This window comes from Syntrophomonas sp. UBA1041, from assembly GCF_002316705.1.
In the GTDB taxonomy this organism is placed as follows: Bacteria; Bacillota; Syntrophomonadia; order Syntrophomonadales; family Syntrophomonadaceae; genus DTU019.
The window spans coordinates 1-14,429 of sequence record NZ_DCEA01000066.1 but is presented as its reverse complement, the minus strand read 5'-3'; the positions used below and the strand labels follow the sequence as shown (position 1 = coordinate 14,429).

Here is a 14,429-nt window from a genome sequence, read left to right as displayed (position 1 = left end):
CCTGTCCTGTATGATCTGGACCAGAGCCGGATGGGCCGCAAAATGGCGGGCCATGACTAATTCCAGGCCGGGATACTGTGGTTTCAGGTCTTCCAGCTCCGCGGGAATGTCCTGAGTAACGTGATTACCGGTGATCAAGAACAAGGGCATTACCACGATGCGTTCCACTTCCTGTGCCGCCAGCCTGGCCACCGCTTCTTTCAGATCCGGGCTGCCAAATTGCATAAAGGCCACCTCGTACAGCCCGAAGCGGTCCGCCTCCTGCACCTGCCGGGCCAGGGTCCGGATTTCTGCATTGGCCTCCTCACGGCGACTGCCGTGGGCGATTAAAACCACACCACTTTTCATGATAAGCACCCTTTCGTTGTTTTTATGTATTCAACTAGCTCAGGCATGCGGTTGAAGACCCGGGGGTAATCCAGATGCGGCCGGTTCCACACCAACAGGGGAATAGACAATTCCCGGGCCGCCAGGTACTTTTCTGCAAAACCGCCCTCGGCGCCGCTCTCCTTGCTTAAAACCAGATGAACCCGGTATTTTTCGAAAAGAGCCCGGTTCATATCCACAGAAAAAGGCCCCTTCATGGCTATCATTTGCTCGGGGGACATCCCCAGGTATTCACAGCTTTGCACCACCTGGCTGGAAGGCAGAAACCGCGCTATCAACTGGGCCTGGCTGGCTGTGGCCAATTCCCATAAAAGCGGCAAATGCTTGCTGCCTATAGTCGACATCACCCTGCAGCCGGGATAAAGCCAGTCAGGCAATTTCTCCAGACTATCTATGACATCAACATCTTCTGGCAGGGCTGTGGCCGGTCTCTCCAGGCGCAAGTAGTCTATTCCCAGCAGCCGGGCCGCTTCCATGGCATAAACGCTGATAGCCGTGGCATAAGGATGGGTTGCATCTACAATCATGTCAAAGCCGCCTTCCCGGAGCAAGTCTAACAAGGCCGGCATCTCCAGGTCCCCCTGACGAACCGGTTTGACCCCGCTTTTGAGCATCAATTCCCGTCCATACGAACTGGTCACCGAAACCAGTATTTTATACCCGTTGTCCTGTAAAGCCAGGGCGGCCTGACGGCCTTCGCTGGTGCCGGCCAGAACCAGGATCATATGCTATACCCCCTGGGAGTCACCATATAGCCATGCTCGATGCGCGTCTGTGAATTGCCGATCACCACGGTGGAAAACATATCGATATCTTCGTTAAGCATATTTCCCAGAATGGCGAGAACCTTTTGTTCGCCGCCGCGTTTGGCATTGCGCACAATGCCCACCGGGGTTTGCGGATGGCGATGGGCCAGAATAATGTCTCTGGCCCGGGCAATCTGAGTCTCACGGCCTTTGCTTTTAGGATTGTATAAGACGATAATAAAGTCAGCCTGGGCCGCCGCCTGCAGGCGCCGGGCAATGGTTTCCCACGGGGTCAGGAGGTCGCTCAGGCTTATAACGGCAAAGTCATGCATCAGCGGAGCGCCCAGGACTGCTGCCGCAGATGTAGCGGCAGTGACCCCCGGAACCACCTCTACCGGGACGGAGTCGGCGGCCAATTCCAGGATAATGCCTGCCATACCGTAAACACCCGGATCCCCGCTGCTGACCACCGCCACCACCTGGCCTTGCCGGGCCAATTGCACAGCTTGGCGGGCCCGGTCGATCTCCTTGCGCATTCCCGAACCAATAACCTGTTTATCCCCGAGGAGATCTTTGATAAAACCCAGGTAAGTCTTATAGCCGATGATTACCTGAGCTTCATCCAGGGCTGCTTGGGCCCTGGGTGTCAGGAAGTCTGATCCGCCTGGTCCCAATCCCACCACCAGGATTTTTCCATGGCCACACTGATGGTCACCGGGCCGATTTTCTGTTTGGGAACAATTGTTGTTCCCGTTTTGGCTGCCAGTCGAGCCGCCGGTTCGCATACACCATCAACTCCTATATTTTGCTTTACCCATTCTGAGCCCTCAAAAGAGCCTTCCAGTACAGCCAGTTCCTCTCTGGCGAACAACCGCAAGGGGAGCTGAAGCTCCCGGGCCAGCCGCAACAAGGCGGCTTCCCGTGCTTTTATATCTATGCTGGCCAGGCTGACGATGCAGCCTTTGTCGATACAAAAGACGTCTAAAACGGTTCGCACTGCCAGTTTGAGCTGTTCATAGTCCACCCCCTTGCGGCATCCAATCCCCAGATGCAGATTACGGGGCAGCAGAAAAATCAATTCATCTGAGTTCCGCGGACTGTAACGGCAATCCAAGACTACCGCCGGGGCCTGTATCCTATCTGTTTCGATGCCGTTTAGGCCCCCGGTGGCATTACGCCAGGGGCGGGAAACAAAACCCTGGCCCCATTCGGGGTTTAGCGGCCAGGGGCTGTATAGATAGACCGTTTCCCCCTCTGCCAGGGCGCGGTTTATAAGCTTTATATTACCCGGGGGCTTAATAAGCGCATCGATATCCCGGGCCATCATATCCACTGCCGGCTTGCCGTTCACATCGGTAGCGGTGGTGATCACCGCCTGCCCCCCCAGGTATGCGGCGGCCATTTTAGCCAGACTGTTGGCGCCTCCCTGGTGCCCCGACAAAAGGCTGATGGCGTAGCGCCCTTTTTCGTCCACCACCACAACTGCGGGGTCTTTGTATTTCGAGGTCATCAGCCCGCCCAAACTGCGTACCACGATACCGCTGGCCATAATACAGATCATCCCGGCATAGTTCCGAAAGACCCTGCTGAAACAGGCCGCAAAATCATCAAAAAATTTCGCTTGTGAACCCGCTTCGCTCTCTTTGCGCAACCGGTCCGGCAAGAATAAATGGCTTCCGGGCATCCGGGCGGCCAGTTTATGACCCTGCCTGGCGCCGTTCCTGGTCAGGCACAATATGGCTATAGACGAATCTGGCTGATTACCTGTATTCATGGCTGAAATCCCGATCATACAATTTGGACTTTCCGCTCTGGCGCAGAAATTCCCCCACCAGAATCAAGGCGGTTTTCTTGATCCCCGCCTGGGCGACCAGACCGGCTACTTCCTGCAGTTGGCCGGTAAGAACACGCTCTTCCGGCCAGGAGGCCTTCTCCACCACGGCTGCCGGGGTGTCAGGCGGATAATGCTCCAGTAATTCCTTAACCACCTGCTCGATCAAACCCACCGACAGGAATATGGCCATGGAAGATCGATGCTGGGCCAGAAGCCGCATCTGTTCCCGCTCCGGCACCGGAGTACGGCCTTCCATGCGGGTTATAATCACTGTTTGAGTGCCGTCGGGGATGGTATATTCCTTCTCCAAGCTGGCGGCTGCCGCCAAGAAGGAACTGACCCCGGGAACTACACTATAAGGGATGTTGGCTTTATCCAACAATTCCATTTGCTCGCCGATGGCCCCGTACAAACTGGGATCGCCGGTATGGAGGCGCACCACCTGTTCTCCGCGGCGGTAGGCCTTAACCATCACCTCAACGATCTCCTCCAGGTTGAGAGGGGCGCTGTTGACCAGACGAGCTTCGGGGCGCGCATACTGCAATAGCGCTTCATTGACCAGTGAACCGGCGTAAACCACCAGATCCGCTTGCTTGAGCAGTCTGTAACCCTTCAAAGTAAGCAGTTCCGGGTCGCCGGACCCTGCTCCCACAAACCAAATCACTGACTGTCACCTCCCTTTTTCTTAATAATCACTGTAGACAGGTAATCCAGCTTCTGGCCTGTTAAGGCGAAAACATCATGGTGGACGGATACATCCTCAAAACCGCAGCGGCTGACCAGGCAGGCTTGTTTATCCTGACCTCGATCCTCCAGAACCGCACAAATCTTGTCTATCTGCCGCCCGGCCTTCATAAGTACGATATTGTCAAACTGTTCGGTCAGCCCGGCCAGGGTTTCCTGATCCTGCAGAGCCGGGATGATGATCAGGTTTTCCTCCCCTTCCGCCAGGGGCTGCTGCAGAGTGGCTGATATAGCGTTAACCGCACTGATACCGGGTACAATCTCCACTTTTATTTCAGGGGCCAGTTCCTTCAGTTGCTTTAAGAGATAAGTGAAAGTGCTGTAAAGGGTGGGATCGCCCAGGGTGATGAATGCCCCGTCAATCCCCTTGGAGAGGTGCTGCATTATTGCCTGGGCGGCCTCCCGCCAGTGCTGATTAAGAAGTTTTTCATCGTCTATCATCGGCATTAAAAGATCTACTGTCCGCCATTGTTTATCAATGGCCTGGCCAACAATGGATAGGGCCACACTGCGCTTTTCCAGCCGGGATTTGGGAACGAACAGCAGCTCGGTCTGTTCCAGGATGCGCTTAGCCTTCAGGGTCAATAGTTCCGGATCTCCCGGTCCCACCCCGATACCGTAGAATTTCCCCCAACTCAAAACTGCTCCCCCTTTCTCCCGCTGATGATAGTGACCGGATTGCGGGCTTGCCAGATGCGAGCCCGGCCCCTTTTTTCATTGACAGCGATATTAACCTGTACCGCTTGCAGCTCATATCCCAGCCGCTCCAAAGCCTGACAGGCGAGCGGCGCGGTGTACAGGGTGACGGTATTCATAACCAAAATACCCCCCGGCTTCAATTTCCGGTCGCACCCTATTATCATGGCTTCGATATCCCCGCCGCTGCCCCCGATAAAGATCCGGTCGGCTTCAGGCAAAATGTCAAGCACCTCGGGGGCTGAACCCGGGACCAAATCCAATTGCACTGTAAAGCGATAGCTGTTCAGCTTAATCAAATCCACCGCTTCGGGGTTCGACTCTATGGCAAAAACCCTCCCCGGTTCGACCAGACGCCGGCACTCGATCGCCATGGAACCGGTGCCGGCCCCGATATCATACACCACCGCACCGGGGAACAACTGAAGTTTGGCCAGAGATATTGCCCTTACTTCCTGCTTGGTCATAGGAATGCCGGGCCGCCGGGCAAAAGCTTCATCCGGAATTCCAGGGGTGTTAAAATCCATTCGCATTGAATATCACCATCACACTATTCTTATAATCTAGGCCATCCTCAGCCAGAGCGGTGAGGGTGGTGTAAAACACCTTTTCATCAGGGTAGGAGAGGTTGAGCCCGATCGCCACCCGCAGATCCCGCATCTGGCCCAGGAGGCTTTGGGCGATAGCCTGCGGCGACCACTTCCCGCCGGTCAGCAGCGCCACTACGGGAGCGGAGTCCGCCCATTTGCCCAGGTTTTCAACCTGGCGGCCGTGCATGCTGTAGAAAGGCACCTCCTGCCAGGGCTCTTGCAGTTTGGCGAACATGTACTGCACCGAGCTTATACCCGGTATGTACTCGAATTCAACCCAGTTCAAACGGGTTTTGAGGTAGCGGGCAATGCTGAAAAACCCGGGATCTCCGGAAACCAATACAGCGATGTTCTTATCCAGAGCTTGGTTTAGTATAAACTCCAGAACTGCAGTGAGGTTTTTGTCAATAACACAGCACTTCTGATGGGGCCGGGCGAAATCCCTTAACAGCCGCCTGCCTCCTACCAGGACCTGGGCTTCGCGTATAGCCTGCAAGGCTCTCGGGGTTGTATGGTCCGGGTGACCCGGTCCCGTCCCTACTATTTTGACGACATTACCCATTGCAGCTCCTCCTAACCCAATCTATAGAAAATATCTAAAACCCGGGCAAGTTGCTTAAATATACTGCCCGTGACCCGGCGCCTGTTTATGGGATGGCGGACTATAGCTATTTACACTTCAATCCCAATCTCCTGCCCAAATTGATGGCAGTGAGGTCATAGCCTAAAATGCTCCCGTCCAGGGCATACATAGCGGTTCCAACCGTAATCTTGTCCTGGCAGCGCTGCTGGCAATGACTGCTGGCGGCTGCAGCCAGGTATTGATAGACCATTTCCATTTGGTCTGCTTTGATCAATGGTATGACCGCATCTATGGTATTGGCCTTCATCACCTCTGCGATTAACTCCCGCCTGGCTCCCAGGAGGGCTAAGTGGGCAGCCATGGTCTCCCTGCGGGCATCGGCAACCTTGCTGTGGGTTTGAAACACCCCGGCTGAAACCTTGATTAATTTGCCGATGTGGCCAAACAGCAGTATCCTTCTGACTTTGCGCTTAAGGGCGGCGTCCAGCATCTGCCCCACGAAGTTGCTGGTCTGCACCACTGCGTCAGCCGGGGCCCCTAATTTGCTTATCTGCTGAGCTCCCATACCCCCGGGAGTGAAAACCAGGGTACGGTAGCCCAGAGCCATAGCTTGATTAATCTGCGGGATCAGGGAATCGAGATAAGCCTGTTCGGACATGGGGCGCACCAGCCCCGAGGTGCCTAGTATGGATATGCCTCCTTCTATGCCCAGCCGTGGATTCAAGGTTTTTTTGGCCAGACGCTGCCCGCCCGGCGCGGATATTACCACCTTGAGGCCCTGTCCGGGCGGCAGCAGGGGAAGCAGAGCGCGTTCGATCATGCTGCGCGGAACCGGGTTTATAGCTGGTTCGCCCACCGGCACCGATAAACCCGGTTTGGTGACCGTCCCCACTCCCGCGCCCCCTTTGATTACGATGCCTGCAGCGGGCAGCAATCGCACCTCCGCCAGAATGCTGATGCCATTGGTCACGTCAGGATCATCACCGGCATCCTTTATGACCCGGGCGATGGCGCCGTATTCAGTCCGCCATGATTTGGTTACCGGTATTTCCGCCAGATGGCCGTCCGGCAGCTCTACTCTCACTGAGGCCGCCACTCTGTCCTGCAATAGTCTTATCAAAGCGGCTTTGCTGGCAGCGGCAGCACAAGTTCCGGTGGAATAACCCCAGCGCATGGCCTTCAATGAGCCCACCTCCTCCTGTATCAGCATTTCTCTTTAGCAGACTCAGATTTAATCCATTTCCACCAATTTCTATCTATTTCCATATTCAGCGCAGGCCTCCACAAAACGCCGGGCTGCTTTGGGATTGGCCCGCAGCTGCAGATGCAGATATGAAGCCAACAGTGAACCCTCGGCATATCCGCCCCGGCTTACTCCCCGCCCCATGCCTCCTTCGAGTCCGAAAGCACAGTCTTGCGGGTTGATACCCTCCAGGGTTGAGTAATGAAACTCGTGCCCGCGCAATACCTCGCCTTTTCCGGCTATTACTGTGTCTCTCAGGGCAATAGCCTTAATATAGCCTAGTTCCTGCAGCTTCCGGGTCATAATGATCTCACCCGGCACCAGCCCCACTCCGGGCCAGGAGTTGCCTTCCCAGTCCTTCAGGGTCCGGGACAAATACATCAGCCCGCCGCACTCCGCCAGTATGGGCATGCCCATCCGGTGGGCCTGGCGCAGAGCCTTCTGCATGCCGGAATTCCGGCTTAATTGCGGTAAAAACATTTCCGGGAAGCCGCCGCCGACATAGATCCCATCCACTTCCGGCAAAGAAGCATCATTCAGGGGGCTGAAATACTTCAGCTCTGCTCCCAGTTCAGACAGGTAGTCCAGACTGTCTTGATAGTAAAAACTAAAGGCGGCATCCCTGGCCACTCCGATAACAGTCCGCTTTTCAACCTGAGGCGCTTGCCAGATGAGTTCCATAGGCTTGGCTTCCCCGGCCAGGGCCAGTACCGCTTCCATATCCAGATTTGACTCTACCAAATCCGCCATTTTATGGAGATGGTCTGCCAATTCCCCATGTTCATCGGCGGGCAGCAAACCCAGATGCCGCTCGGGAATGGATATACTCTCCTGCCAGGGGACACAGCCCAGCACTTTGACTCCCAGCTCCGATTCCAGATTGGGAAGCACCCATTCTCGATGAAAAGGAGAGGCCTGGTTCAATACTATACCTTTGATTTCTACCTCGGGCTGGTATTCCATAAAGCCTTTAACCAACGCCACACAGCTCTGCGACATGCTTTTTACATTTACCACCAGAACCACCGGGGTGTTTAACATCAAAGCCACCTCGGCGCTGCTGCCGGCAATCCTCTCCCCCCGGTAGCCGTCAAACAGCCCCATCACCCCTTCAATGATGGATATCTCAGCCGAAGCGGCGTTCTTGGCAAACACAGTTTGCATCACCTGAGGAGGCATCATCCAGCTGTCCAGATTGTGGGAACTGCGACCGCAGGCATGACTGTGCAAACCGGAGTCAATATAATCCGGTCCTACTTTGAAGGGCTGCACCTTGATCCGGCGCCGCTTCAGAGCTGCCATCAACCCCAATGAAACTGTGGTTTTGCCGCTGCTGCTGTGCACGCCGGCGATCATCAGTCGTGGGAACTGCACCGAGACTCACTTCCTGCTTCCATATTTCCCAATAAAAAAGGCTTCTACTTGCTCAAAAGTAGAAGCCTACAGCTTTACCGTCCAAATGCGAACCAAACCCTATCCGCGGGGCTGATTATTCGCAAGCTATTGGCAGGTTTACTGGCTCCCAGATCATCCTCCCCACACCCCTTCCCGATTCCTCAGTGGCTAATGTGTGGTTCGTACTGGTTACAGTGGCGGGACCGCTCAGGATTTTAACCTGATTCCCTTTATCCCTCTCGGGACCAGTAGCTTCAACTTTAGAGTTGCCCCCATTATAATACAATCCTTTAAAAATGCCAACATAATAATTTGCGTACAAATGACACCGGAAAACGCTTTCCCTGAGTCATTATTCCGATGCGGTTCTGAATTGCTAAAACGAATGACACCGGGGAATTTGGTCTAATCATCACCCCGGCTTGGGAGCTGATTGCCGCGCTGTATGACCCTGGATCCAAAACGCCGGCGGATCTGATCCATAAGCATATCCACCTTTTCATATTGGGCAGATTCTTCGAAGAGGCCGCCCTGCTCCCAATCCGGTGCCGATGATAGCTTTCCCAGGCTGAGGCCGATCAGGCGTAAGGGAGAATCTCCCCGGTAGCTCTTCTGCAGCAGTTCATCAGCGACCTGCCCGATGACCACATCAGCATGGCTGGGGGCGATAGTCCGGCTGCGGTTGATGGTTTTAAAGCTGCTGTAACGCAGTTTGAGGGTTACTGTAGAACAGTACAGCTTGTCGCGGCGCAGTTTACGGCACAACTCGGCGGAGAAAGCAGCCAGGTTTTTTTGCAGGATCTGCATATCATCAATGTCTTCCGGAAAGGTGACCTCCCTGCCCAGGGATTTACGCTCTTCATGGGTTTCGACCTGGCGTGTGTCGATGCCCCGGGCTAATTCCCAGTAATGCTGCCCGCTTGCGCCCATGCGTTCTGCAAGCCAACCGGTTGGGAGGTCCTGTACATCACCGACGGTTTTGATCCCCAGCCGCTCCAGGGCTTGCCGGGCCTTTTCACCCACCCCCCAGAGCCGTGTGACCGGCAGGGGTCTTATTATTTCCAGGGCCCGGTCATAGGGGATGATGCACAAACCGTCCGGTTTGTTCAGGTCGGAGGCCAGCTTGGCCAGGAACTTGTTATAAGAAATGCCCACCGATATAGTCAGGCCCAGTTCGCTTCTGACCCGGCGTTTGATTTCCCGCCCAATAGCCTCCGGGCTGCCGAAGAGATTTTGAGTTCCGCTGATATCAAGAAAAGCCTCGTCAACGGAAATTGGTTCCATGAGGGGGGTGTAATCGGAGAGAATGGCAAAAACCTGATGGGATACCTCCAGGTAACGCTCCATGCGCACCGGCAGAAATACGCCTTGCGGGCACAAACGCCTGGCCTGAGCGGCGGGCATGGCCGAGCGTACTCCGAATTTCCTGGCCTCGTAGGAGCAGGTGGAAACGACCCCCCGCGAGGCGGCAGATCCCCCGACTATGACTGGCTTTCCCTTTAGGGAGGGATTGTCGTTTTGTTCCACCGCGGCGTAGAATGCATCCAGATCACAGTGAATGATATGTAGAGAGTGATTCACCTCGCCGGTCATTTTCACACTTCCCCGTGCTTTTTAACCCAATATGATTCCATTAAAGCAAAAGCCCTTTACCTGACAGCGATATCTGGAAATCGATCCGGGTCATCCTTAACCTGCCGGCTGCCTGATAATGGTCTTAAGCCGGGCAGGGGTGGTCTTGCGGGGATCGTTAAGGTAGATTTCATGATGATACCCCCGCAGGCTGTAGCCTTGCTCACCGATGAATTGGTGCAGTTTCATTATGGTGTCATGTTCCTCGGAATAAGGACCGACATACATCACCTGGGCTGCCAGGCCTTCTTCAAAGGATTCGAAGCGCAGCCGGGGCAGCGCCGTAAGGGGTTTCTTTTTGGCCGCAGCCGCTTTGGCCTGCTCAACCATGCCCGCTTCAATAAATGGCGGCTGCATTATCATCATAGTCCATTGCCAGTTATCCTTATCGCCTGTAAGAAAAACCTGTTCAGAAGCCCCATACCACAATCCTTCCAGGGGCATTACAGTATAATCGGGGCTTTCTTTTTTGCTCTGGAACTTGAGGGCGTAAGACACTGAGTAAAGGGCTTCGACAGCCTCTTTATAGTCCGGGGAGGTGTTGGGGTCACCCTGCCCGTTTATCATCAGGAAATTGAAGGCCGGCACCCGGACCAGGATATTTTTTCCCAGCGGGGTATTGTATAAGCGGGAATACTGCTTCTTCAGATCGATTTTTTCCATAGTAAAAATCCTCCTAGGTACATTATACCCCGGAGGAAGACTTGAATCACAGCAGATGCAGGCAGTGACGGTGATATGTTATGCGCTGGGGACATTCACAAAAAAGTCAGGTGATGGCGTTGTAACCATCACCTGCTTAAACAAAGAAGAGGTCCTTAGATATCCCTTGTCCACAGTGAGCACATGGCGGGCCCAGTTCCAACGCACAGCGCTGCTCCCCCAACAGTCTTGCCGATGTTCTCAAGTTCGTAATACAGGGAAACGATGATACGCAAAGCCGTGGCTCCAATCGGATGGCCCAAACCAATTCCGGATCCATTGCTATTAACCTTATTCATATCAATTTCAATACCATATTCCTCTTTCAGCATTCTGCCAACACCCAGCCACTGGGCGGCAAACGCTTCATTTATCTCCCAGTAATCAACATCTTCGAATTTCATGCCTGCTTCTTTTAAACATTTGGGAATAGCCACCGCTGGACCAAGTCCCATGACTTCAGGAGCTACTCCTTCAGCGCAGATATTGATTAATTTCATTAAGGGCTTGATTCCCAGTTCCAGTGCTTTGGCTTTAGACATGATAACGACGGCTGCGGCAGCATCATTGATTCCGGAGGCATTAGCCGCAGTAACCACTCCACCTTTTCTAAAAGCCGGGGGTAATTTGGCCATGGTTTCCAGGTTGGCATCGGAAATCATATGCTCATCTTTGGAGAAATAAGTAACGCCCTTTTTGGTTTTGATTTCAACCGGTACGATTTCACGTTCAAATGTCCCATCCTGGTTGGCTCGGGTGGCGTTTTGGTGGCTGCGCAATGCGAGTTGGTCGCATTCTTCGCGGGTGATGCCATATTTCTCGGCAACGTTTTCGGCGGTAGTTCCCATGTGCCCCTCCACCAGGCGGTCAAATAACGCATCATGCAGCATGGCATCCTCCATAATGCCCGGCCCCATACGATAGCCCATACGGGCTTTGGGCAGCATATAAGGTGCGTTGGTCATGCTTTCCACTCCAACCACCAGCCCCACCTCAGTTTTGCCCAGTTGAATATGGTTAATAGCAATATCAAGGGCACGCATCCCGGAAGCACAATTCTGATTCACCACACAGGCGTTGCTTCTAAGCGGCAGACCTGCTGCCAAACTTACCTGACGAGCAGGCAGCGACCCCTGCATGTGCTGATAGACTTCACCCATAACGATTTCGTCAATGATTTCCGGATCGACGGCGGCTCTTTTTATGGCTTCCTTGGCTGCAATAGTGGCCAGATCCACAGCCTGAAAGTCTTTGAGACTGCCCATAAATTTGCCTATTGGCGTTCTGCACGCACTAACGATTACTACATCCTGAATTTCTTTCACAAAAATACCCCCTTATTATTAATTCTAAATTTCTATGTTATCTGCATTTGAACCCAGCTTTACTTGATCTGGCTCCCTTTCCACCATGTCTGATTACATCTATGAAGAATAAATTTAATTACAAAAAAATAGTCTGAATTTATCTCTTCAGACAATTAAGCAAGAAATGTGCCAACCCGCTGTATAAATCATAAATATCAGATATTATGGGCTTTTGCCCCGTTTTCTCTCTCAACCATTATTTTCCTGGGTATCATATTGCAACCGTAGATATAGGTGGCATTTTAACAAAGCGACTTATTTGGCGCCTTTAGAGACCCGAATGAATTATCAACCATGCGACCGAATTAACAACCCTACAAAAAAAGACAGAGTCAACATTGCTGACTCTGTCCCCTATAAATTCATATGGGATGTTGGTTTCGTTGAAAAAGTCTTTTTATTTTGGCGTGTTAATCTTTCTACAAACCATATTTCCGGATTTTACTGTATAAAACCGATTTGTTAAGACCTAATTCTTTAGCTGTCTGAGCTTTATTATAATTGGTTGATTTCAGCATTTGCTCTATCAACTCTTTCTCCAATCTTTGCACCGAAGCGTTCAAGGTAGTACGCCCGGGCTCATTAACTGCAGACAGAAGCACCTCACCACCTAATGAAGGAAAATGTTGCACCTCCAACCGGACCGCCTGCTTTAACGCAGCCATATTTATAGCGCGCTCCAGCAGGTTCTGCAACTCCCGCACATTACCCGGCCAGTTATAAGTTTGCAGCATATGCAGGGCTTCGTCGGAAATATGTGATACGCGAGCTTTTAGACGGGTATTGATACCAGCCATTAAGTAATGAACGAGCAAAGGAATATCTTCTATTCGCTCCCGCAAAGGCGGAAGGTTTAATCTTACTACATTCAAGCGGTAATAAAGGTCCTTTCGAAACTCGTGGTTGGCAACCATTTGCTCCAGATCGCGATTGCTGGCAGCGATAACTCTTACTTTTATGGAAATAGGATTAGTGCCGCCCACTCTCTCAATCACCCGTTCTTGAAGCACGGTGAGAAGTTTGGTCTGCATACCTAGAGGCATGTCGCCTATTTCATCCAAAAAGATGGTGCCTCCTTTGGCAAGCTCGAATTTCCCCGGCTTGCCACCTTTCTTGGCTCCGGTGAAAGCTCCTTCATCATAACCGAAAAGTTCGGATTCCAGCAGGTTTTCGGGTAAAGCCGCACAATTGACGCGCACAAAAGGCCCCTCCTGTCCACCCTGGTTATGAATGGACTGGGCAAACAATTCTTTGCCGGTTCCGCTTTCCCCGGTTATAAGGATGGTGGACCGTGTATGTGCCAATTGCTCGGCCATGGATTTGACCATTGCAAACTCGGGAGTGGTTCCGATAAGATCAGCAAACTTCCAGCGGGCTTGATAATGCTGGCGAAACTCCTCTTTATAATAATTGAGTTCTTTCGCCGTTTCCTGCAGTTTATTGATAAGAATCTTGGCCTGGGACATATCCAAAAACAGACTTCTTCCTACCGCTCCGGTAATCTCACCGTTCTTTATGATGGGGGTTCGGGTAATAATGGTGTCCCGGCCATTGACAGTCCACGCATCAATCTTGTGAATATCACCGTTTCTTAAAATTTCCGGCAGTTTGGAATGGGGAGTGATCTCCAGGATGTGTCTGCCCACCACATCTTCTTTCTTCATCTCCAATAAGTGCAGGTAGGTCTGGTTCATAAAAGTAATAATGCCCGCTTTATCAACAATCACATATATCTGATAAGGACTCTGCACCAGCACCTCCGATACCGTTTCGTACTCCTTTTCCATAGTCTGCAGTTTCTTCATGAGTAATTTCGCCCCGGCTTTATCCAGGAAAATAGTCTGCCCCACCGCCCCAATGACTTGATCATCATTAATCAACGGGTATCGGGTGATAATCGTTTCACGGTCATTTACCGACCACAGGTCAATCGGGTCTGTTTTTCCGCTACGCAGGACCTCTGGTAATTTGGAATGGGGGGTAATCTCAAGAATATGCCTTTCCATTACTTCGTCTCGGGTTTTATCCAGCCATTCCAAATAGGCTTGATTAATAAACCGAATGATGCCATGCTCGTCAACAACGACGCAGGCCATGAGAGGATTATCAAGGATGGCCTCAGCTACTTTATACAAATTGAAACAATCGTCGGATTTAGACATAGGTTGTCCTCTTGATGCAAATTAGGTCATACATCTATTATATCTAAACTTTCAGAGTTGCCCAAGATATCCGGGCACAAGCATTCCTGTAATGAAGTAGGGCGGCTTGCCCGCCCACGTGTGTCCGTGTATCTGCGTCATTCTTTGTTGGAGACGCCGGCTTCTCCGAAGGTGGTCATCTCTTTCATAACTTTTACGGCCGCTTCAAAGATCGGGAAGGTTAAAACTGCTCCGGTGCCTTCGCCCAGCCGCAGATCCAGGTGCAGGATGGGTTGCAGGCCCATATATTCCAGCATAATGCGGTGCCCGGGGGTAATCAGGGGGACGGCAGAATGTGTGAAAACTAGT

15 protein-coding genes and 1 riboswitch are annotated in these 14,429 nt (G+C 52.5%); all 15 genes read right to left on the bottom strand.

The window, feature by feature from the left end:
- On the bottom strand, window positions 1-348 hold a 348-nt coding region (locus B2633_RS09635), incomplete at its 3' end, for a sirohydrochlorin chelatase (protein WP_483170406.1).
- A complete protein-coding gene (cobK, locus tag B2633_RS09630) occupies window positions 345-1,112 on the bottom strand; it encodes a precorrin-6A reductase (protein WP_483170404.1) in 768 nt (255 codons plus the stop codon). The genes cobK and B2633_RS09635, both read right to left, overlap by 4 nt.
- Window positions 1,109-1,819 (bottom strand): precorrin-3B C(17)-methyltransferase, encoded by a 711-nt coding sequence (gene cobJ, locus B2633_RS09625; protein WP_483170461.1) that lies wholly within the window; start codon window positions 1,817-1,819, stop codon window positions 1,109-1,111. Before cobJ ends, cobK begins: the two co-directional genes overlap by 4 nt.
- A complete protein-coding gene (locus B2633_RS09620) occupies window positions 1,780-2,907 on the bottom strand; it encodes a cobalt-precorrin 5A hydrolase (RefSeq protein WP_483170402.1) in 1,128 nt (375 codons plus the stop codon). The genes cobJ and B2633_RS09620 overlap by 40 nt, the downstream gene beginning before the upstream one ends.
- Window positions 2,894-3,631, bottom strand: coding sequence for a precorrin-4 C(11)-methyltransferase (cobM, locus tag B2633_RS09615; RefSeq protein ID WP_483170401.1), 738 nt, complete (start codon window positions 3,629-3,631; stop codon window positions 2,894-2,896). Before cobM ends, B2633_RS09620 begins: the two co-directional genes overlap by 14 nt.
- The gene (cobI, locus tag B2633_RS09610) at window positions 3,628-4,350 is read right to left on the bottom strand and encodes a precorrin-2 C(20)-methyltransferase (protein ID WP_483170400.1); all 723 of its coding nucleotides are present in this window, start codon (window positions 4,348-4,350) and stop codon (window positions 3,628-3,630) included. The genes cobM and cobI overlap by 4 nt, the downstream gene beginning before the upstream one ends.
- Window positions 4,347-4,940: a precorrin-6Y C5,15-methyltransferase (decarboxylating) subunit CbiT gene (gene cbiT / locus B2633_RS09605; protein ID WP_483170399.1), complete on the bottom strand. Its 594-nt coding sequence runs from the start codon at window positions 4,938-4,940 to the stop codon at window positions 4,347-4,349. The genes cobI and cbiT overlap by 4 nt, the downstream gene beginning before the upstream one ends.
- The gene (cbiE, locus tag B2633_RS09600) at window positions 4,924-5,559 is read right to left on the bottom strand and encodes a precorrin-6y C5,15-methyltransferase (decarboxylating) subunit CbiE (protein WP_483170398.1); all 636 of its coding nucleotides are present in this window, start codon (window positions 5,557-5,559) and stop codon (window positions 4,924-4,926) included. Before cbiE ends, cbiT begins: the two co-directional genes overlap by 17 nt.
- Before the next feature lie 106 nt (window positions 5,560-5,665).
- Complete coding sequence (gene cbiD, locus B2633_RS09595) at window positions 5,666-6,790, bottom strand: cobalt-precorrin-5B (C(1))-methyltransferase CbiD (RefSeq protein WP_483170397.1); 1,125 nt, start codon at window positions 6,788-6,790, stop codon at window positions 5,666-5,668.
- Window positions 6,791-6,832: 42 nt separating this feature from the next.
- The gene (locus B2633_RS09590; protein ID WP_483170396.1) at window positions 6,833-8,197 is read right to left on the bottom strand and encodes a cobyrinic acid a,c-diamide synthase CobB; all 1,365 of its coding nucleotides are present in this window, start codon (window positions 8,195-8,197) and stop codon (window positions 6,833-6,835) included.
- Between the two features lie 114 nt (window positions 8,198-8,311).
- Window positions 8,312-8,483: riboswitch (cobalamin riboswitch) on the bottom strand.
- A gap of 140 nt (window positions 8,484-8,623) precedes the next feature.
- A complete protein-coding gene (locus B2633_RS09585; RefSeq protein WP_483170395.1) occupies window positions 8,624-9,811 on the bottom strand; it encodes a DNA polymerase IV in 1,188 nt (395 codons plus the stop codon).
- A gap of 96 nt (window positions 9,812-9,907) precedes the next feature.
- On the bottom strand, window positions 9,908-10,513 hold the full coding sequence (locus B2633_RS09580; RefSeq protein WP_483170394.1) for a GyrI-like domain-containing protein: 606 nt from the start codon (window positions 10,511-10,513) through the stop codon (window positions 9,908-9,910).
- A 155-nt stretch (window positions 10,514-10,668) separates the two neighbouring features.
- Complete coding sequence (locus B2633_RS09575) at window positions 10,669-11,877, bottom strand: thiolase family protein (protein WP_483170392.1); 1,209 nt, start codon at window positions 11,875-11,877, stop codon at window positions 10,669-10,671.
- Between the two features lie 461 nt (window positions 11,878-12,338).
- Entirely contained in the window at window positions 12,339-14,081 is a 1,743-nt protein-coding gene (locus B2633_RS09570; protein ID WP_483170391.1) for a sigma 54-interacting transcriptional regulator, read from the bottom strand.
- 137 nt (window positions 14,082-14,218) lie between these two features.
- Window positions 14,219-14,429, bottom strand: a 211-nt coding sequence (locus tag B2633_RS09565) for a nicotinate-nucleotide--dimethylbenzimidazole phosphoribosyltransferase (RefSeq protein ID WP_483170390.1), incomplete at its 5' end; no start/stop codon positions are given.

Excerpts from the sequence above, each read along its gene's own strand:
- B2633_RS09570 (WP_483170391.1), bottom strand. The coding sequence starts at position 14,081 with ATGTCTAAATCCGACGATTGTTTCAATTTGTATAAAGTAGCTGAGGCC.
- cbiT (WP_483170399.1), bottom strand. The coding sequence starts at position 4,940 with ATGCGAATGGATTTTAACACCCCTGGAATTCCGGATGAAGCTTTTGCC.
- cbiE (WP_483170398.1), bottom strand. The coding sequence starts at position 5,559 with ATGGGTAATGTCGTCAAAATAGTAGGGACGGGACCGGGTCACCCGGAC.
- B2633_RS09580 (WP_483170394.1), bottom strand. The coding sequence starts at position 10,513 with ATGGAAAAAATCGATCTGAAGAAGCAGTATTCCCGCTTATACAATACC.
- B2633_RS09620 (WP_483170402.1), bottom strand. The coding sequence starts at position 2,907 with ATGAATACAGGTAATCAGCCAGATTCGTCTATAGCCATATTGTGCCTG.
- B2633_RS09585 (WP_483170395.1), bottom strand. The coding sequence starts at position 9,811 with ATGACCGGCGAGGTGAATCACTCTCTACATATCATTCACTGTGATCTG.
- cbiD (WP_483170397.1), bottom strand. The coding sequence starts at position 6,790 with ATGCTGATACAGGAGGAGGTGGGCTCATTGAAGGCCATGCGCTGGGGT.
- cobK (WP_483170404.1), bottom strand. The coding sequence starts at position 1,112 with ATGATCCTGGTTCTGGCCGGCACCAGCGAAGGCCGTCAGGCCGCCCTG.